Origin of the sequence: Chryseobacterium sp. ISL-6, from assembly GCF_018613715.1 — a bacterium.
Taxonomy (GTDB): domain Bacteria; phylum Bacteroidota; class Bacteroidia; order Flavobacteriales; family Weeksellaceae; genus Chryseobacterium; species Chryseobacterium paludis.
The window spans coordinates 205,929-224,886 of sequence record NZ_JAGGPT010000006.1; the positions used below are offsets into that span (position 1 = coordinate 205,929).

Here is an 18,958-nt window from a genome sequence, read left to right on the forward strand (position 1 = left end):
ATAATGACAACAAAATTTGACTTAATTGTTGTGGGAGGTGGAATCCTAGGAACATTCCACGCTTATCATGCTTTAAAAAGAAACCTCAAAGTTGCTATTCTCGAAAAGAATTCGTTTCCACAAGGAGCAACCGTAAGGAATTTCGGACAAATTGTTCCTTCAGGAATGGATTTAAAATGGCAGAATTTCGGAAGAGAAAGTCTGGCAATATACAATGAGTTACAGTCTCAGACAGATTTGACTATAAGAAAAAATGGATCTGTATATTTAGCATCTAACGACGAGGAGCTTCAGCTTATCAACGAGCTGTATGAAATCAATAAAAAAAATGATTACGAATCCGTTCTTTTATCCAAGAACGACTGCATCAAGAAATTCGATGGTCTCCGTTCTGATTACTGTAAGGGAGGGTTGTTTTTTCCACAAGAATTGTCTGTAGATTCAGCAGAAATGATCATAAAACTTCATACTCTTTTAAAAGAAAAATTAGATCTGAAGATTTTCTATGATACAACTGTAATAGAAACTTATGAAGATGATCATCAATGTACTGCAATATCTTCCGAAGGTACCAAGTTTAACGCATCAAAGATAATTATCTGCAGTGGACACGAGTTTAAAACATTATATCCAAATATATTTAATGAAAGTGACTTAGTGGTTAGTAAACTACAAATGCTACAGACAAAACCTCAGGGCATCTATTCACTACAGGGAAATATACTGACAGGGTTATCTATAAGAAGATATGAGTCTTTTCAGGAGTGCCCTTCTTACAGCCAAATAAAATCTTTAGAGGATGAAAATTCTTTTGAGAAAAAATATGGAGTCCACATTTTATTCAAGCAGGCTCTTGACGGTTCTATTATTTTAGGGGATTCTCATGAATATGCGAGTGCCAAAGATTCTGATTCCCTGGGGTATGATCTGAATATGGAAATCGATGAATTCATGATCAACGAAGCAAAAAAAATAATAGACCTTCCTACTTATGAGATCCAAAGAAGATGGTTTGGAATCTACTCCCAATGCAAAGACAAAGACATCCTTGAATATAACCCTTCACCAAACATTCATATTGTCACTGCAATCGGAGGAAAAGGAATGACCGCAAGTGGAGGTTATTCAAAATTTAACATAGAAAAAATTTATTCATAAAATAATGAAGAACATAGAATTATTGGTTCTGGATATGGCCGGAACAACGATTAATGAAGACAATGTAGTATATAAAACTTTAATGCACTCCGTAAATGATTATGGGTATGGAGTTTCCTTAGAAAAAGTACTTTCAAGCTGCGCCGGAAAGGAAAAGCTAGAAGCTATCACAAGTTTATTGCAGGAAATAGGAGGTAATGAAAATGAGGCTCTTGCTATTTTTGAAAATTTCTCAGAGCAGTTAAAAAGAGCTTATCAAGACCTGGATGTAAAACCTATTAATGGAGTCGAGGATTTTCTGCTGAAAATGAGGGCAAAAAATAAAAAAATAGTCCTTAATACAGGCTATTCTCAGGAGATCGCACAGCAGCTTCTGGATAAATTAGGCTGGAAAGAAAATGTATATTATGATGATCTTATTACGGCGAATGATGTTTCAGAAAGCCGCCCAAGTCCTGAAATGATTCATCTTGCTATGAAAAAATTTAATATTGATGATCCAGAGAAAGTATTAAAGGCAGGGGATTCTGCTGTTGATATTGAAGAAGGAAAAAATGCGGGCTGTGGACTGACGATAGCTGTTCTTTCCGGTGCCCAAAAAAGAGGAGAACTCGAAAAATCCAATCCGGATTATATTTTCGATACCATATCTGAGGCTGAAGAAATTCTTTACTAATTCTTTCATCACAATCTTATCTATTCAGCCTCAATTTCTTATTGTTTTTTTATCTTTTAATTAACTTTAAGTTTACACATGTTTACAAATAGTAAATTAATTTTACAAATAATAAAATATAATTACTATTTGTAAACTTTTTTATTTCTAAACCAATAATTTTTATGAAAACAAAACTATTCTCATTGGCAATCGTAGCGAGTTGCTTTTTAAGCGCTCAGACGAAAAAAGTTCTTTTTATCGGTATCGACGGATGCAGGGCAGATGTCATGATGTCATCCAATACGCCTAACATTAAGAGTCTGATCACAAAATCTATTTATTCATTGGATGGCCTTTGCGCTGCAACTACTTGGAGCGGAAACGGCTGGAGTACCATGCTTACTGGTGTTTGGCATACAAAACACAATGTTCAGGATAATAATTTCACCAATCCAAATTATATCAGTTATCCGGATTTCTTAACCCGTGCAGAAACTTACAATCCAAACTTAAAAACAATTTCATTGGCACATTGGGCTCCTATCAATGATATTATTGTTAAGGATGCAGATGTACAGACTAATTTCAGCACAGATTTAGCAGTGAAAAATGCCGCCGTTAATGCTTTACAAACAAATAACCCTGATATTTTATTTGTTGATTTTGATGATGTTGATCACGCAGGCCACTCGTATGGTTTTTCTTCAACTGTTCCCCAATATGTTTCGTCCATGCAAACAACAGACACTTATATCGGAGAAATTGTAAATGCGATGAAAAACAGAGCTGCTTATAATAATGAAGACTGGTTGGTTGTTTTAACCACAGATCATGGTGCTGTAAGTGATGGTCACGGTGGTGGAAATCTTTCTGAAAGAAACATCTTTACCATCTATTCTAACCCCAACCTTACTCCTCAGCAAATAAGCAAGACCGAAATAAATTCGAATATTACGCACAACCAGCTTAACTTCCCTGCAGGAACGTATGCTAAACCGGCTAATCAAACACCTTTTAATTTTGGAGCAACGCAGGATTTTACTATTGAATTTTGGGTAAAACCTAATGCAAGCTTTTCAAGTGATCCTGTAATGATCAGTAATAAAAACTGGGCTAATGGAAAAAATAAAGGATTTGTTATTTCTGGATATTCAGGACAAACCTATAAAATAAATATCGGAGACGGCACAAACAGAATTGATCTTGTCGGTGGTAAAATGGAAACCAATAAATGGAAACACATTGCAGTAAGTTTCGACAGAGATGGTCTTGTAACTCTTTATGAAGATGGTGTTGTGGTAACATTTGCTAAAATGAATACCATTGGAAACATCGATTCGGGACTTCCCCTTACGATTAATCAGGATGGAACAAACACCTACGGACTTAATCTTGCAGCTTCTTATAAAGACATCAGAATCTGGAAATCTGCAATTCCAAACAGCGTTTTAGTAAACTGGGCTACTCAGAACATCACTTCTTCCCACCCTTATTATTCTCAGTTGCTAGCCAACTGGAAATGTGATGAAACATCTGGTAATACATTAACCGATTCAAGCCCAAACAACAATAACTCGACGGTCACAGGAAGCCCAACCCGTAATCTGAACACCGCTAATAACTTCAAAATTTATAATTATCTATCAACAACCAGAGAAACAGACCACTTACCAACGGTATTAAACTGGTTATGTATTCCTGTTCAAAGTTCTTGGGGTATAGATGGTGTCAACAGGCTACCTGTTTGTGATCTTAATACATTATCTGTAGGAAATTCAGAAAAAGTATCAGAAGATTTTGCCATATATCCTAATCCTGCAGATCAGAAGGTGAATGTAAAGTTCAAATCTAATGAGAAAGAAGTTACATTTCAGATCATCGATACAAAAGGAACTGTTGTTTCATCTAAAAAAGTAAAATCATCAGATGGACAGTATGAAGAAACATTCGATATCAATACAATGCCAAGTGGTGTATATTTTATAAAACTCACAGAAGGTCAAAAATCTTTGTCAAAAACTTTTATTAAAAAGTAATCAGAGAATTTTCATCATATCATTAGTAGATTTAAATTGGATAGATATTAGAACGCGGATTACTCCAAGTTCTAATATCCTTTTTTATTTTTAAATAACACCATATTTATATATTGTTTTTTACCATTTTCCCCAATTTCTCAAGATCACTTTCTACCCTGTCTGTCCATTCTAAGGCATAATTCAATCGCATACAGTTTCTGTATTGGTCATATTGAGAAAACATTCTTCCGGGAGCAAAATTGATCTTCTGACTATAAGCTTCGTCAAATAAATCTTCCGTACATATTCTTTTGTCTAGCTCCAGCCATAACATAAAACCTCCTTTTGGTTCGGAAACTTTAGTATTGTCCGGAAAATAAGCCGTAACTGCTTTTTGAATCTGAAGGTAATTAGCATAGAGTTTATTTCTGAATGTCCTCAAGTGATGATCATAACGGCCATGTTCCAGAAAATCTGTAATCACATCAGAATATAATGATGGACTGCATACCGTCTGAACAAGCTTCTGGCGGATAATCCGATCTTTAAACTGACCCGGAGCCACCCACCCCACCCGATAACCGGGAGCCATGGTCTTCGAAACTGAACCCAACCACATTACCAATCCTGCCTCATCATAAAACTTACATGGCTTGGGACGTTCTGCTCCGAAATATAGATTCCCATAGATATCATCTTCGATCAAAGGAACATTATAGTGCATGATTAATCTCACCAGCTCCCTCTTGTTTTCATCAGGCATTTGAAACCCCATCGGGTTATTAAAGTTCGTCACAAAACAACATGCTGATAATTTTGGCAATACTTTTTTTAAAGCATCAAGATCTACTCCATATACCGGATGAGTGGGAATTTCAACCGCTTTTAGTCCCAATAACTGGATGGCCTGTAAAATTCCAAAATAAGCAGGGCTTTCCACGGCAACCAGATCACCAGGCTTTGTTACGGCCATCAGACTATTATAAATAGCATTCATTGCCCCAGAGGTTATCACCAGATCATCTTCCGTAATTTTCCCTTCCATAACCAATGACCATTTTGCCAGTTCCCGACGAAGGCTCTGTTTTCCCTGTACCGGTTCATAATCCGTTCCGCTGTCATTTCTGCTCTTTACAACATTAATGATCGATTTTTTCATCTTGGCCAAAGGAAGAAAGTTCTTGCCGGGAATTGCCAGTGCAAACTGAGTAAAATCTTTCTCTGAAATAGTTCCAAACACCTTATCAATAAGATCTTCCTTTGTTCCTTCAGCTTCAAAGCTTTTTATTTTGGCAACAGATGGCAACGCCAGTTTTCGTTGTGAAGTATGGCTTACAAAATAGCCAAATTTAGGCTTCGATTCAATAAGAGAATGACTCTCAAGCTCCATATAAGCCAGCTTTATGGTATTCAGGCTAACATTATATAGCTTCTGAGCACTTCGGAGTGAAGGTAGTTTATCTCCAAACTGTAATGTCTCAGTTTGGATTTGCTCCATCATTATTTTTGCTATTTTAAGGTATAAAACTTCTTTGGCCATAGGATGATCGTTTTAAATATAAAGTAAACAGAAAATATCTTTGTTAAACATTGATCCAATTAACAATACTGTTGATTGTACTTTTCAATTGTTGTGGGTTTTTATAATTTTCTGAAGGGTTTCTTTTAAAGTAATCTTCAACAAAGAATTCAAAAGCTCTTTTTTCTTCCTTATTTAAATCCCCAACTTTATGTATGATAAAATCAGGTTTCCCAAAACTGTTTACCACAAGACATGCAAAAGCAATAATAGCATTTGTTTTCTTTGCCACAAGAAAGGGAAGTCCAAAACTCTCATTAACGATTTTTGAATTTTGCTTTTGAAGAAAAATATTCTTTAAAAGTACCATATCCGAAATATAAACTTCTTGATATTGGAGATTGTGTGGGTACTGAATACGCGTTTCCATAGTGCTTGCTTTATAATAAACAAAATTATAAAGCCTATACGAAAGGACACAGATACAGAACTTAGTATTATCGTGGATACAGCAATATTATTTTGAAAAAGAAATACAAATTCTGATTAAATTTTAATTGATCCTCTTCTTTGAAAAATGAATGATAAAGTCATCAAACTCCCTTTTATAGCTTCTTCCCACAGGAATTGAAGACTTCTCCAATAAAACCTCGTCATTATTAAAAGCGGTGACATACAGGGAATTGATCAAAAAAGACCGATGTACTCTTATAAATCCCTTCTCTGAAAGTACATCATTCAGCTCTGAAATTTTATTTTTAGCGACAATATGCAAACTTCCTTTTAATACCACTTTCACATCATTACCATTGCCTTCAAAGTAAATGATCTCATTCAGCAGAATTTTCCTTTGTAAACCTTCAGACTTTAGGAGTATAAACCCCTCAGCTGTTTTCTCTGTTGAAACATTTCGAAGTACACGATCCACAGATTTAAAAAATCGTTCAAAAGTGATTGGTTTTAAAATATAATCTACCGCCTCAAGCTCGAATCCTTCAATAGCAAATTCGCGATAAGCCGTTGTAAAAATAGTTTTAGGTTTTTTATTAAGAGATTTCAAAAAGTCTATCCCATTCAAATCAGGCATCTGGATATCCAGAAACATCAAATCTATTGACTTTTCCTGTAAGAGCTGATACGCTTCAATAGCACTTTTAGCCGTCCCTAAAAGTTTCAACGTTTCAATCTTTGAAATGTGACTTTCCAAAAGCTGTATGGCCAAAGGTTCATCATCCACTATGATACAGTTAATCATTTTGCGCAGGTATCGTTATTTTTATGGTAAACCAGTTATTTTCTTTTAAGGTAATCAACTCAAACCGACTGTCAAAATACAGTCGAAGCTGCTCCTTAATATTTTTCAAACCAAGTCCTTCTTTCTCAGCTTCTACAGCGTCCGGGCACGTATTTTCAACTTTTAAAACTGAATGATTCCGATTGGTCTCTGCCCAGATATTAATTTCTGCTTTTCCTGATATTTTCCCGGCTCCATGTTTAAATGCATTTTCCACTACAGAAAGAAACAGCAAAGGAGGAATGGTATTTGAGCTTTCCAGTTTCTCGAATTTACGGACTTTTAATCTTTCATCGTATCGTAATTTCTCGAGTTCTATATAGTCATCTATAATTAAAAGCTCATCAGAAATAAGGACTGTTTTCCTTTGTCCCTTGTATAAAATATAATCCAGAATGTCGGAAAGGCGATTGATCGATTCAGAGGTCCGTTCAGAATTAGCAACAGAAAGTGCGTAGATATTATTTAGTGTATTGAATAAAAAGTGTGGGTTTAATTGGGATTTTAATGCTTTTAGCTCAAGTTCTGCCTTTTCTTTCAAAAGTTGGGTTGTATTTTCTTTTTCATTTCTATACCGTATCATAAACATCGTAGCGACAAAAATAAAACTTCCTGTTACGATAGAGAATACATAATAAAATAAAAGATAATTCAGGTCAGTTACGATATCCACTAAGCTATCTTTGGGATAATTCATAAAAACAGGTTCTACTGCGTACACAATAAAAATTCTATTAATAACCGAAATAATATAGATGCTTATAACCAGGTAAGTTGAAAATAGAAAATATTTTTTGCAGTTGAAAAACCGGGCAATCAGCACATAATAGATAAAATTGGCACCTGCAATTTGGAAAATCCAATGGCTAATATCATAAATAAGGTTTTCATTGAAATGGGCGTAGTCATAATGACCATAATCTTTGGCCATTCCAAACAAAAATAATCCTATCCAAAAAATAACTTGGAAACCAATATTCTGCTGTATTCTCTTCTTTTTCGTAGTCTTCACAATATCCAAAAATATAAAATCCAGATCGATGAAAATACATTTAGTTTTTAATAAAGTAAAATTGCTGGTGAATAACGATATTTTACATTCAGACAGCAAAAGATGCTTTCTACCATTAAATACATTCATTCTGACACAATCGCTCAATAAGCGCCTTCTTTTAGAAAAATTTGCAAAAAAAACAATAATGGATACACCATCTGAGCGATTTTATGGACTCGATCACCTAAGAGCTACTGCGATTCTATTGGTCTTATTTTATCATTACCGGGCATTTACCCATCCTGAATGGGTAAATGTTTATGGAAGATTTGGATGGACAGGTGTGGATCTATTCTTTGTGTTAAGCGGATTCCTGATCTCTAATCAGCTCTTCAAAGAAATAAAAATTCATCAGAAGATCGATCTCAGATCCTTTTTTGCCAATAGATTCTTCAGGATTATTCCGCCCTATCTCTTCACCATTTTGCTGTATTTCAGTTTCCCTTTTTTTAGAGAAAGGGAAAGCTTATCTCCGCTTTGGAAATTTCTCACCTTTACCCAAAACTATGGTCTTGATGTGATCAACCAGGGAACTTTTTCTCATGCCTGGTCTTTGTGTATTGAAGAACAATTTTACCTTTTGCTTCCCTTTTCATTGTTATTATTTTTAAAAACAAAAACGTTTAAATATTTAAAAATTTTTATCGCTTTAGTTCTCATTTTCAGTATACTTATCCGATTTATTTCATGGCACGGGTTTATAGTTCCTCATATCAATACCGAAAACTTTTGGAAAGAATGGTATATGAATATCTATTATCCTACTTATACCCGTTTGGATAGCTTAGCTATAGGTGTTCTGATTGGTTATTTATTTCAGTTCTCTTTAAAATTTAAAGTCCTGATCAACACCTATGGAAATCTTCTTTTTATTGCTGGTGTTCTCCTTCTGGGATTTTCTTTTTGGTTCTGTGATGAACAAGCTTCAAAAAACGCCTCTGTTTTTGGATTTACCTCAGTTGCCATAAGCTATGGACTGATCGTTATGTCTGCTATTTCCCATTCGTCCTATATTTCTAAATCGGGATTATTTATTACCAATCAGCTCGCCAGTCTTTCTTATGCCATCTATCTTTCCCATAAAGGTGTTATTCATATGGTACAGGAAGGATTAAAATCTTTAAACATCGCTATTCCCGATAATATAGTGCTTTTGATCTGTTTGTCAGCGTGTATCGTTGGGGCATTATTTTACAGATATGCTATTGAAAAACCTTCGGAAAAACTAAAAAGAATTGTAAATCGCTGATACAGACCTATTAAATAAACCATCAACCAACACTTATCTTTAAAATACCTACATCTATATAGAAATAAATCCATTTATTAGCTTGTCCTGGCCTGGTATTAAGTATACTGGTAATTTTAGGATAATAATTTTAAATACAACAACCTATGAAAAATTTTAAGAAGCTTAGCAGACAAGAGCAAAAAGAAATTCTGGGACAAGGTGGAAGTGTTGGTGGAGGTACAATAGGTGGTCCAGCCATCCCATTTTGTAAAAGTGATGCAGACTGCGCTTCAGGCTCTTACTGTTCCTATTCAGTATGGATGTGCTTTAAACCCAAACCAGAATTTCAATGCACCACATCCACCTCCAGGGGTGTCTTAAATTGAATTACTCATTATCATTCAATCTAAAATCTAATAACGCAAACAGGTTAATTAGTCCTGTCTTTATTTATATGAAAATATATTATTGTGAGTTTATCCCTAAATACATCCTTCATTAAAGTAGAATGTTGCTGAGACAAAATTCTCTTTTTTATACTTCTTACATTCACTAAATACAAAATTCTTCCAGACATTCGTTTTATCATCCTCATTACCAAAAAGTTATTTATTCTCTAATAGCAGGGAATATCCATTTTAAATAAGCCTAAACTAACATTTCCACTATAATATTTTACTTAAAATATTAAATTTTGTAAACACGATTAACTTTTTAAAAAAATATCAATCAAATGATTGTTTTGTATTAAATTTATACATCCAATTTTTTTTAAGAAGTTTTTAATCCATAAACCGAGATCCTGATGATCTCCTATTTGCTATGAAGATACCCAAACAACTCAATGTTATCAGGAGGAGGGTGATGCGGAGCCTTACAAAAAATATAGGGAAATCAAATTCCACTGTTAAGCAGGGCAAAGAGGTAACGATAAAAAAAATACTCATCTCCCGCCCCAATCATAGATTGGGAAATCTTTTGTTGCTTTCACCAATAGTTCAGGAAGTTATTGACACTTTTCCAAATGCCAAAATTGATCTATTTGTAAAAGGCAGTATTTCACCCATTATTTTTAAAAATTACGAAAATATTGATCGTATCATTCAACTTCCAAAGAAGCCGTTCAGTAACTTATTAAAATATATAAAAGGCTGGAGTCTGCTGCGCTGGACCAAATATGATCTGGTTATCAATACAAGCCACAGCTCATCTTCGGGAAAATTATCTACTCAGATGGCCAATGCTGAGTACAAGTTTTTTAATGAATGGAATGATGAACTCCATTTAAAATACCCGGACTATCCACATGCCGCAAAAAATGCAATCTACAATCTGCGGGCATTTCTTACCCAATTGGGATTTGAAGAAAATACAGGCAAAATCCCTTTTTTAAGTATAAAACTGGATAGAAATGAGATAGAAACCGGCAAAATAAAACTAAACGAAATCATCAACAATGACAAAAGGACCATTTGTCTTTTCACAAACGCTACCGGGGACAAGTGTTATTCGAAAGACTGGTGGGCTTCATTTCATGAAAATTTACAGTCTGCGTTTCCAGATTATAATATCATCGAACTCTTACCCGTGGAAAATATTTCCAGATTAGATTTTAAAATCCCGTCTTTCTACAGTACAGATATTCGGGAGATGGGTTCTTTCATTGCTAATACAAGTGTTTTTATCGCTGCAGATAATGGTGTAATGCATTTGTCCAGCGCTGTAGAAACCCCAACTGTAGGACTGTTTGCAGTAACTGATGAGAACGCATACAAACCTTACAATGACAAAAGTTTTTCTATTAATACAAACCACGTTAATGAACATCAAATAATGGACATGCTAAAAGCAGTTCTTAATTAAAGAATTGCATCGAATACTGAACTTGAAACCTACTGATCTTTACCACAATTACATTTATAATAAGTATGAATATTGTTCTTACACCCGATTATTCTCATTATAAGGATGAGATAATCCGTATCATAAAAAACTTCCATAACGAGGGTACTTTAATTGGTCCCGGAAGCAGAAATATTGTAAAATCATTTACAATCGACGGAAAGCAGCTGAATTTTAAATCATTTAAGCAGCATAACTTTATCAACAGGCATGTTTATAAGTATTACCGTAAGTCTAAAGCAAAACGCTCTTTCGAATATGCCAATATGCTGATTGAGAAAAACTTCTACTCCCCACAGCCCATCGCCTACGTAGAATTTCATGATTGGCTGGGGCTAACAAACAGCTATTATATAAGCGAACAACTAGAAAACACCTGTACCTTAGAAAACGTTTTTTATTCCGAAAGACCTTTTGAGGATGTGAAAGAGATTATCAAAGCGTACACCCAGTTAGTTTTTCAATTGCATGAACAGGGAATTGAATTCATTGATAATTCTCCAGGAAATTTCTTAATAGAAAAGATCAACGATGCCTATCGTTTTTTTATGGTAGATCTTAACAGAATGAATTTTCATGCCGATTTTGAACTTCCAAAAAGGATTAAAAACTTTTCACGAATAACCAATGATCCAAAGATTCTCAAAATCATCAGTACAGAATATTCGTTACTGGCAGGAATTTCCCCCGAATACTTTTTAAAACAAATCGTTAATGCCAGCAACAAGCTACGAACCAAGCGTAAGATAAAAAAAGTATTGAAGTTTTATAAATATTTCCTGAAAGTCATTCCAGTGTCTAGAAATTTAATACTCATTTCAATGATCAGCCTTTTAGAATCTGACTTACCTTTTCTTCTTTCGGTTTAAGTGGATAAGAATTATAATTTAAAATGATTGGGCAACAGATGAAGCTTTGAAGAAGGAGTTGGAGAAGTAATTGTTGCTTTTAGAATAATTGAAAATATAGAATCCTGCTTTTTTAAGTGGGGTTTTTTGTACTATTATTTAGAATCTAATATCAAATTTTAACTTTAAATTTCATCTCCTCTATTTATTTTTCCCTATTATTCTCACAAGTTTTTTTATAACATCGGAGAACATACCCTTATCACTTACTTGTTAAACGGATATTCATTGATCCAGTGAAAACCACGCTTGTTTAGCCGATAATCTTCCTTTTTCTTTCTTATTGTTTTTATTCTTACAGAGTCGCTCCCCATATTTCCTGTAAAAAAAATGATGCTGTCTTTTTGAACATTGTAATGCAGATTTGCGTATATATGGTCTCGTTCCGTTTTACGAATTGTAAGTGTTTTTTTTCGTGTATCTATAACGCCCAGAAATGCCTTAGTCTTATCATTGTTAAGAATTATACCTGTCCGGCCGGGGTAACTGATCAATAGTTTTTTCCAACCAACAGAATCGTTGCTGCAGGACGGTATTTCCCGATTGTTAATTATAAATTTCTCAACAGTATATGCGCCCTCCATTGGTACAGCTGGAGGTGTATAAGACAGCACTGACGAAGAAGTGAGTATAAAATAAGCCACGACAAGTCCCTTGAGGACAATAAGTGTAATACGCTTCCACCTTTTGTCGGATGTTCGTTTTTGAAAACGTAGTTGCGATGGCTGATGCAAAACAAAAAAGCGATACAGCGCAATGGCATCACCGCTTACAATAAATACACAAAACAAAACAATATGGCTGGAAAATATTTTTACGGGGACATCATAAAAAAAATTCAGCAGCGCTACATTGATCATCACCGTCATGGAAAAAAGAGCGCCAAAAGTTTTTGTTCGCCTGAAAAGAAGTAAAAGTCCACCAATAGATTCCAGCAGTCCGGAAACAAATGTATATCCTTTGGAAGCCCCCATCATAGCCCATATTATTCCCATGGGCGACATATCGCCAACTTTTTCTTCCAGCCTCCCAATCGAGTTGGCAGGAAACTGACCGTTGTGCAGTTTCGCAAAACCATACGAAAGCATGATCATAGCAACATAATAACGTGCTACTACTACCGTAAACCAATGAAGATCTTTAAATGTACGCTGCTTTTTATCTGTAAAAAGTATAATGAGCGCCGCCACTGCAGCTAAGCCCATACTGACGAAAACTACCCAATAATCCAATGTTGTATCCCCACTGCCAGTCATCATAATATATTCCACCTGCTGCTGCTGAAAAACATTTTTACACAACCACAACACTCCGCTTTTATATATTCCCGCTAAAGGCGAAAACTGTGAGGTGAGGATAAAAAGATACACATAAGAAATAACATACAAATGCAGGAAACGTAATACAGCATTGGGCTTTCTTTGATTGGGAAAATTGGTAGATCTTGTATCCATATTAACAATCGTTTTGTGAGATTTATTTTTATCTAATATTAACTTGTTCGGGGTTTTGCAATGGTGAGGCAAACGAAGAACAAGTCCAAATTTATACATTTTTATTATTCGTTTGTAAAGTTATATCTGACTTGCCTTTTCTTCTTTCGATGTAAGCAGATGAAAAATTATAATTAAAAACAGATAACCAACGGAAAAACTTTTTATGAACCTTTGAAAAACTAAAATCACCAGAATAACAACAACAATTTTCTTTATATTTGTAGAAAGCACATTTAAGAGGTCACTATGGAAAAGCTAAAAAGTCTAAGAAAGCAGAGAGGATATACTCAGGAATACATGTCACAAATTCTGGCGACGGATGTTTCAAACTATTGCAGAAAAGAAAGCGGCGATGTAAAGATATTTGATGATGAATGGGAGAAGTTGGCTAAAGCTTTGAATGTTCCAGTGGAAGATATTAAAGAAGAAAGAACTAATGGCGTTGTTCAAAACAATGACAACTTAACTTTTAATGATAGTAGTTCTTTTCAGCAAACAGGTAATACAAATCAATATTATAATATTCCGGACTATATGCTGGAAAATCATAAGGAATATATTGATATGTTGAAGGAACAGAATGAAGCTTTGAAAAAGGAATTGGAGAAGTTTAAATCTGGGAAGTAATTTTGTTCTTAGAATAATTGAAAATATATGTCCTGCTTTTTTAAGTGGGATTTTTTGTAGGACATAATTTTAAAAACCCAAAATAAAACTTTGAATTATCTTTTGTAATTCAAAGTTTAATAGAAACACCTCTAAAAGATTGAATTGTAAATCAACTCATAACAAAAAAAGCTCTACTAATAGTAGAGCTTTATATTAAAAAATTTATTTTAAATTTTTTTCGAAAAAAGAACTGTTCAGACTTTGAAACTATCTAGGTCAATATCCATATTGACAACAATATTATTTATTGTTTCACTAATAGGATCATAGTTTATAATCCTATATGTAGTTGAATTATTGAAAAAGGAATATTTCAGGAATATTTAAAGGTCTTTAATCTAGCAATTTAGCTGGCACGTATTTTATTACAGCAGGCATAGATCTCATTAACATTGTAAAAGATGCCTTCTTCGATAAATGACCTTGTAATTGTTTTTGATATTGATGCTTTAAGGTTGTTCCTTCTCCAGCCGCCATCCAATCCATTATTAGATGTATAATTAAATCATATTTTTTATTTGGGGAAAATAGCATTTGCCCCGGTTATTTTCCGTGAGCTGCAAGATGGCGGATTCAGCTAAACAATGGTTTGTCTATGCTAACAGCAGACATAAAAATATTATAAATTTCTCACATCTATATCTTTGCCGGATTATTATACACCGAACTTGCTGTTATAACTTAATAAACTTTGGCAAACTTATTTCGGTATTCGATGGGCGTAAGTCCTGTTATTTTTCTGAAAATATCACGAAAAGCTTTCGTATCCGTATATCCTACATCATACATTACTTCAGAAACATTTTTCCGTGATGCTTCAAAAAACTTTTTAGCAGCTTCTATCCGTACCCGCTGCATGTATTCTACAGGAGTATTGTTTGTAGCATCTTTAAACCTTCTTTCAAAGGTACGGCGTCCTGTACCGGCATATGCTGCAAGATTTTCAACATTTATTTTCTCTTCATAGTGTTCCTCTATAAAATCCTGAACCTTCTTAATCTGTTCATCGGTATGGCTTCTCTGACCACGGAAAATAGCAAACTGCGACTGGTTATCTCTGCTTATATCTAATGCAAAATATTTTGAAATCATAATAGCTGTTTCCCTGTCCGAATATTTTTCTACAAGGTATAGTATCAGGTTCCATAAGCTGCTGGCTCCACCACTGCTGTAAATATTATCATGCTCTGTTATAATAGCGCCGTCTTCTACTTCTACCTGCGGATACCTGTTTTTAAACTCATTGATATAGGCCCAATGGGTGGAACATTTACTGCCGTCAAGAAGACCTGTTTCTGCAAGAAGAAAGGCTCCGACACATAAACTGGCAAGGCTTGTTCCTCCGAAATAAAGCTTCCTGAAATAAGGAATTGCGTCTGCATTGGCTGCTATACCTTCATCCATAGTCCCAAAGGTAGGAGGAATAATAAGCAGATCCGTATGGGTAACATTCTGAAGTAGCCTGTTGGTCTTTATCGTATATTCCCCACTATTAGCCGGAACATATTCGTTTAATCCTACATATTCTACTTTAAAGATGGGCTTTTTCCCAAACACGGAAAGAAACTCATTGGCCGTATGAAAAGTCCTGAATGCCGGGGTTATGGCTTCTATCGTACCATATTGAGGAACAAAAACTGATATCTGCATAGCTTTTATTTTGTTGTAAAGATACTTATATTTTTTGTCGCAATCCACCCCTTAAGTTGTCGTTTTTGCAACAGCCCTAATTTTATTATCTGTGCGATCTTTGTCATAACAATAACAACAAAAAATTAAAACAATGAAAGAACAAGTAAAAATTAAGGTACAAGCTGAAGTTAATGCTCCTGTGGAAAAAGTATGGAAAATGTGGAATTCGCCGGAAGATATTATGAACTGGAATTCGGCAGACCCAAGCTGGCATTGTCCGAGTAGTAATAACGATCTTAGAGTAGGAGGTACATTTACAAACAGAATGGAAGCCAGGGATGGAAGTTTCGGTTTCGATTTCTCCGGTACCTATGATAAGGTGGACCCAAACAGGGAAATAATTTATACCATGTCTGATGGAAGAACAGCTTCTACCATCTTCAATGAACAGGACGGAAAAACGTTGGTAACCACAAGCTTTGATCCTGAAACAGAGAATGACCCTGAATTTCAGAAACAAGGCTGGCAGGCTATTCTAAATAGTTTTGTAAAATATGCAGAATCATCTAATAATTAGTAAATCAGAAAACATGAAAAAGAATAGAATAATTTTCTGGGCAGCTACCATTGTACTGTCCTTATGGGAAGGCGTTATGCCTGCTGCAACATTATTGTTTGCACCGGAATATGTAAATGCGGGAACAAAAGCGCTGGGGTATCCCGACTATTTTGCTTACGCATTAATTATCAGTAAAATATTAGGAATTGTAGCAATATCTCTTAATAAGATACCGGCTACAATAAAAGAATGGGCTTATGCAGGCCTGGCATTTAACCTGGTATTTGCATTTATAAGCCACGCATGTGTTGATGGGAATCCGGCATATATGCTTATGCCTCTTATATTTCTGGCTTTGCTGGCAGTTTCTTATCGCTTCCGGAAATGGAATGTCCGAAAAGAAAACGTATCGGCTTCCGGAGTTGCTTCCTATGATGAAATATCTGCAGCACAATAAGGCTTCCGATAATGATAAAAAAAACTGAAATATATTCAAACATCTAAAATCAAACAAAATGACAAATAACAGCGTTTCATTACACAGAATAATCCAGGCTGCTCCGGAAAAAGTTTTTCGCGCATTTGCCGATGTGACAGCTTATGCCTCCTGGATTCCGCCTTATGGATTTATATGCACTGTACAGCAGGCAGATTTTAAAGAAGGCGGAAAGTTTAAAATGACTTTCATTAATTTCAGTACCGGTAATGGACATTCTTTTGGTGGTACCTATGCTGAGATCAGAGAAGGACAGTTCCTTAAATATATTGAGCAGTTTGATAATCCAGCTTTACAGGGAGAAATGACGACTACAGTCTCATTCGGTAAAGTATCGTGTGGAACAGAAATCAGAATTGAACAAACTGGTATTCCAGAACAGATACCTGCAGAAATGTGCTATCTGGGCTGGCAGGAATCTCTTGATAAATTAAAAAGGCTTGTTGAACCTGAAATTCCGGATGCTTAATGTAACTACATGCTTAAACAACAATATAAATCTGCAAAATTCGGAATATTCATAACGCTGGCAGGAAATTGTAAAGAAGCATTTACTTTTTACCAATCATGCTTTGGAGGCGAACTTTTTTTTGAAATATTGGAAATACCTCTAAATCAATACCTCAATAAACCTGTGATTAGTGGTTCTCTAATTTCTGAACGCATCGTTCTTCATGGTTCCGACCTGGTTCATGATGAAGGATATCAAATTGGTAATCACCTTGCAATTTATTTCCCTTGCCGGAATTCATCCGAACGGTTTAGGTTCATCATACAGCTCAGCGGGAATATAGCAGATTCTTCTCTGGAGTTGAAAAAGCAAAGGCTCATCGAAATAACCGATATTTTTGGGGTTCGGTGGATATTGGGATTGGCTCACGAAAAGTAAAAAAAGACTTAAGGATAAAAACTATCAAAATTAAATTTTTGATAGTTTTATTTATAAATAGGATTTACATCTCCTGTATTTTATTTTTCTTTATCCTGTTGTAAAGGTTCGTCGGACTGGGGTTATAGCATTCTGTTATAAATTTTTGGCAGACCCATTTCGGTTTGAAGCCAAAGAAGCCATTAAATTAAGAACAATAGAATTAACAAAACCCTTAAAACCAAAAAATCCTCTGCAACAAAGTTACAGAGGATCTTGTACCCCAGACGGGACTTGAACCCGTACGTCCTTACGGACACAGGATTTTAAGTCCTGCGTGTCTACCAGTTCCACCACCAGGGCATGGAGTGGAGCGAAAAACGGGATTCGAACCCGCGACCCCAACCTTGGCAAGGTTGTGCTCTACCAGCTGAGCTATTTTCGCAAAACGTAGTGCGGATGAAGGGACTCGAACCCCCACGCCTCACGGCACCAGATCCTAAGTCTGGCGTGGCTACCAATTACACCACATCCGCTGGTTTTGTTGATCTCTATTAATAGAGATAACCGGCTTTCTTATCACAAATATAAGAAATCAATTTTAAAAAATAATCATCTTAAAAAACAAAAAAAATCCTCCGTAACTAAGTTACAGAGGATTTTAGTACCCCGGGCGGGACTTGAACCCGCACGTTCTTACGAACACAGGATTTTAAGTCCTGCGTGTCTACCAGTTCCACCACCAGGGCATGAAGTAGAGCGAAAAACGGGACTCGAACCCGCGACCCCAACCTTGGCAAGGTTGTGCTCTACCAGCTGAGCTATTTTCGCAAAACGTAGTGCGGATGAAGGGACTCGAACCCCCACGCCTCACGGCACCAGATCCTAAGTCTGGCGTGGCTACCAATTACACCACATCCGCATTGTTTTGTTAAGATATATTTTAAAGATCTTCTCTCGTTTTTGTGAGTGCAAATATAGGGCAATTTTCTTTAATTGCAAGAGTTTTCAAAAAAAAATTAAAATTTCGGCATTTTTTTTTCCTGACCCCAAATATTACATTTCATTTTCTTACTTTTACATCGTTAATTATATACGATATGGAATTACAAGGAACGGTAAAGAAACTTTTTGATGCTCAGACATTTGCGAGTGGATTTCAAAAGAGAGAAATGGTTATTTTAACTCAGGAACAGTATCCACAGCCGATAAACATAGAATTTTTGTCTGATAAGATCAGTTTATTAGATAACCTTAAAGAAGGAGAAAATGTAAAGGTGGGAATCAACATCAGAGGAAGAGAATGGACGTCTCCACAAGGGGAAACTAAATATTTCAACTCTATTACAGGTTGGAAAATAGAAAAAGTAATGGATAATGGATCTGAGCCAACTCAGGCTAGTCCATCACAATCTGCTTCTCCGGTTTCAAATGAGAATCCATTTGCAGGAGATGAGGATGATGATTTACCTTTTTAATTAAGATACAACGATTAA

General features: G+C 35.3%; 19 protein-coding genes and 6 tRNA genes. 13 read left to right on the plus strand and 12 right to left on the minus strand.

Annotated features, from left to right (window positions below; all coding sequences use genetic code 11):
* Positions 1–3 precede the first annotated feature (3 nt).
* The 3 genes from J7E44_RS11680 to J7E44_RS11690 all read left to right on the plus strand — a co-directional run bounded on the left by J7E44_RS11680 (position 4) and on the right by J7E44_RS11690 (position 3,852).
* Entirely contained in the window at positions 4–1,158 is a 1,155-nt protein-coding gene (locus J7E44_RS11680; protein WP_214829681.1) for a TIGR03364 family FAD-dependent oxidoreductase, read from the plus strand.
* A 4-nt stretch (positions 1,159–1,162) separates the two neighbouring features.
* The gene (locus tag J7E44_RS11685) at positions 1,163–1,834 is read left to right on the plus strand and encodes a phosphonatase-like hydrolase (protein WP_214829683.1); all 672 of its coding nucleotides are present in this window, start codon (positions 1,163–1,165) and stop codon (positions 1,832–1,834) included.
* Between the two features lie 164 nt (positions 1,835–1,998).
* Positions 1,999–3,852 carry an alkaline phosphatase family protein gene (locus J7E44_RS11690; RefSeq protein WP_214829685.1) on the plus strand — a complete coding sequence of 618 codons (1,854 nt, stop codon included), beginning with the start codon at positions 1,999–2,001 and terminating at the stop codon, positions 3,850–3,852.
* 106 nt (positions 3,853–3,958) lie between these two features.
* Here J7E44_RS11690 and J7E44_RS11695 read toward each other — a convergent pair whose 3' ends face one another.
* From J7E44_RS11695 to J7E44_RS11710, 4 genes are all read right to left on the minus strand, one after another.
* The gene (locus J7E44_RS11695; protein WP_214829687.1) at positions 3,959–5,374 is read right to left on the minus strand and encodes an aminotransferase-like domain-containing protein; all 1,416 of its coding nucleotides are present in this window, start codon (positions 5,372–5,374) and stop codon (positions 3,959–3,961) included.
* A gap of 43 nt (positions 5,375–5,417) precedes the next feature.
* Entirely contained in the window at positions 5,418–5,783 is a 366-nt protein-coding gene (locus J7E44_RS11700; RefSeq protein ID WP_214829690.1) for a hypothetical protein, read from the minus strand.
* Between the two features lie 123 nt (positions 5,784–5,906).
* A complete protein-coding gene (locus tag J7E44_RS11705) occupies positions 5,907–6,608 on the minus strand; it encodes a LytR/AlgR family response regulator transcription factor (protein ID WP_214829691.1) in 702 nt (233 codons plus the stop codon).
* A complete protein-coding gene (locus J7E44_RS11710; protein ID WP_353050482.1) occupies positions 6,601–7,659 on the minus strand; it encodes a sensor histidine kinase in 1,059 nt (352 codons plus the stop codon). Before J7E44_RS11710 ends, J7E44_RS11705 begins: the two co-directional genes overlap by 8 nt.
* A gap of 28 nt (positions 7,660–7,687) precedes the next feature.
* On the opposite strand from J7E44_RS11710, the gene J7E44_RS11715 reads away from it, so the two are divergent.
* From J7E44_RS11715 to J7E44_RS11730, 4 genes are all read left to right on the plus strand, one after another.
* On the plus strand, positions 7,688–8,950 hold the full coding sequence (locus J7E44_RS11715; RefSeq protein WP_251040565.1) for an acyltransferase family protein: 1,263 nt from the start codon (positions 7,688–7,690) through the stop codon (positions 8,948–8,950).
* A 146-nt stretch (positions 8,951–9,096) separates the two neighbouring features.
* On the plus strand, positions 9,097–9,318 hold the full coding sequence (locus J7E44_RS11720) for a bacteriocin-like protein (RefSeq protein WP_214829696.1): 222 nt from the start codon (positions 9,097–9,099) through the stop codon (positions 9,316–9,318).
* Positions 9,319–9,754: 436 nt separating this feature from the next.
* Positions 9,755–10,795 (plus strand): glycosyltransferase family 9 protein, encoded by a 1,041-nt coding sequence (locus J7E44_RS11725; RefSeq protein WP_214829698.1) that lies wholly within the window; start codon positions 9,755–9,757, stop codon positions 10,793–10,795.
* A gap of 65 nt (positions 10,796–10,860) precedes the next feature.
* Positions 10,861–11,703, plus strand: a complete 843-nt coding sequence (locus tag J7E44_RS11730; protein ID WP_214829700.1) for a lipopolysaccharide kinase InaA family protein — start codon at positions 10,861–10,863, stop codon at positions 11,701–11,703.
* A gap of 245 nt (positions 11,704–11,948) precedes the next feature.
* Here J7E44_RS11730 and J7E44_RS11735 read toward each other — a convergent pair whose 3' ends face one another.
* Complete coding sequence (locus J7E44_RS11735; protein ID WP_214829702.1) at positions 11,949–13,268, minus strand: hypothetical protein; 1,320 nt, start codon at positions 13,266–13,268, stop codon at positions 11,949–11,951.
* Positions 13,269–13,484: 216 nt separating this feature from the next.
* On the opposite strand from J7E44_RS11735, the gene J7E44_RS11740 reads away from it, so the two are divergent.
* Entirely contained in the window at positions 13,485–13,865 is a 381-nt protein-coding gene (locus J7E44_RS11740; protein WP_214829704.1) for a helix-turn-helix domain-containing protein, read from the plus strand.
* Between the two features lie 723 nt (positions 13,866–14,588).
* Here J7E44_RS11740 and J7E44_RS11745 read toward each other — a convergent pair.
* A complete protein-coding gene (locus J7E44_RS11745; protein ID WP_214829706.1) occupies positions 14,589–15,557 on the minus strand; it encodes a GlxA family transcriptional regulator in 969 nt (322 codons plus the stop codon).
* 133 nt (positions 15,558–15,690) lie between these two features.
* On the opposite strand from J7E44_RS11745, the gene J7E44_RS11750 reads away from it, so the two are divergent.
* Genes J7E44_RS11750 through J7E44_RS11765 form a run of 4 tightly spaced genes read left to right on the plus strand, consistent with a single transcriptional unit; the run spans position 15,691 to position 17,483 of the window.
* Positions 15,691–16,116 (plus strand): SRPBCC family protein, encoded by a 426-nt coding sequence (locus tag J7E44_RS11750; protein WP_214829708.1) that lies wholly within the window; start codon positions 15,691–15,693, stop codon positions 16,114–16,116.
* 13 nt (positions 16,117–16,129) lie between these two features.
* Positions 16,130–16,555 (plus strand): DoxX family protein, encoded by a 426-nt coding sequence (locus J7E44_RS11755; RefSeq protein ID WP_214829710.1) that lies wholly within the window; start codon positions 16,130–16,132, stop codon positions 16,553–16,555.
* A gap of 58 nt (positions 16,556–16,613) precedes the next feature.
* Positions 16,614–17,063 (plus strand): SRPBCC family protein, encoded by a 450-nt coding sequence (locus tag J7E44_RS11760; protein WP_214829712.1) that lies wholly within the window; start codon positions 16,614–16,616, stop codon positions 17,061–17,063.
* Positions 17,064–17,072: 9 nt separating this feature from the next.
* Positions 17,073–17,483: a VOC family protein gene (locus J7E44_RS11765; RefSeq protein ID WP_214829714.1), complete on the plus strand. Its 411-nt coding sequence runs from the start codon at positions 17,073–17,075 to the stop codon at positions 17,481–17,483.
* 258 nt (positions 17,484–17,741) lie between these two features.
* Here J7E44_RS11765 and J7E44_RS11770 read toward each other — a convergent pair.
* The 6 genes from J7E44_RS11770 to J7E44_RS11795 all read right to left on the minus strand — a co-directional run bounded on the left by J7E44_RS11770 (position 17,742) and on the right by J7E44_RS11795 (position 18,384).
* A tRNA-Leu gene (locus J7E44_RS11770) sits at positions 17,742–17,825 on the minus strand.
* Between the two features lie 6 nt (positions 17,826–17,831).
* A tRNA-Gly gene (locus tag J7E44_RS11775) sits at positions 17,832–17,907 on the minus strand.
* Between the two features lie 9 nt (positions 17,908–17,916).
* Positions 17,917–17,998: transfer RNA gene (locus J7E44_RS11780), tRNA-Leu, on the minus strand.
* Between the two features lie 129 nt (positions 17,999–18,127).
* A tRNA-Leu gene (locus J7E44_RS11785) sits at positions 18,128–18,211 on the minus strand.
* 9 nt (positions 18,212–18,220) lie between these two features.
* Positions 18,221–18,293: transfer RNA gene (locus tag J7E44_RS11790), tRNA-Gly, on the minus strand.
* A gap of 9 nt (positions 18,294–18,302) precedes the next feature.
* Positions 18,303–18,384 (minus strand) — tRNA-Leu (locus tag J7E44_RS11795).
* Between the two features lie 178 nt (positions 18,385–18,562).
* Between J7E44_RS11795 and J7E44_RS11800 the strand changes: the two genes are divergently transcribed.
* Positions 18,563–18,940, plus strand: a complete 378-nt coding sequence (locus tag J7E44_RS11800) for a DUF3127 domain-containing protein (RefSeq protein ID WP_214829716.1) — start codon at positions 18,563–18,565, stop codon at positions 18,938–18,940.
* Positions 18,941–18,958 lie beyond the last annotated feature (18 nt).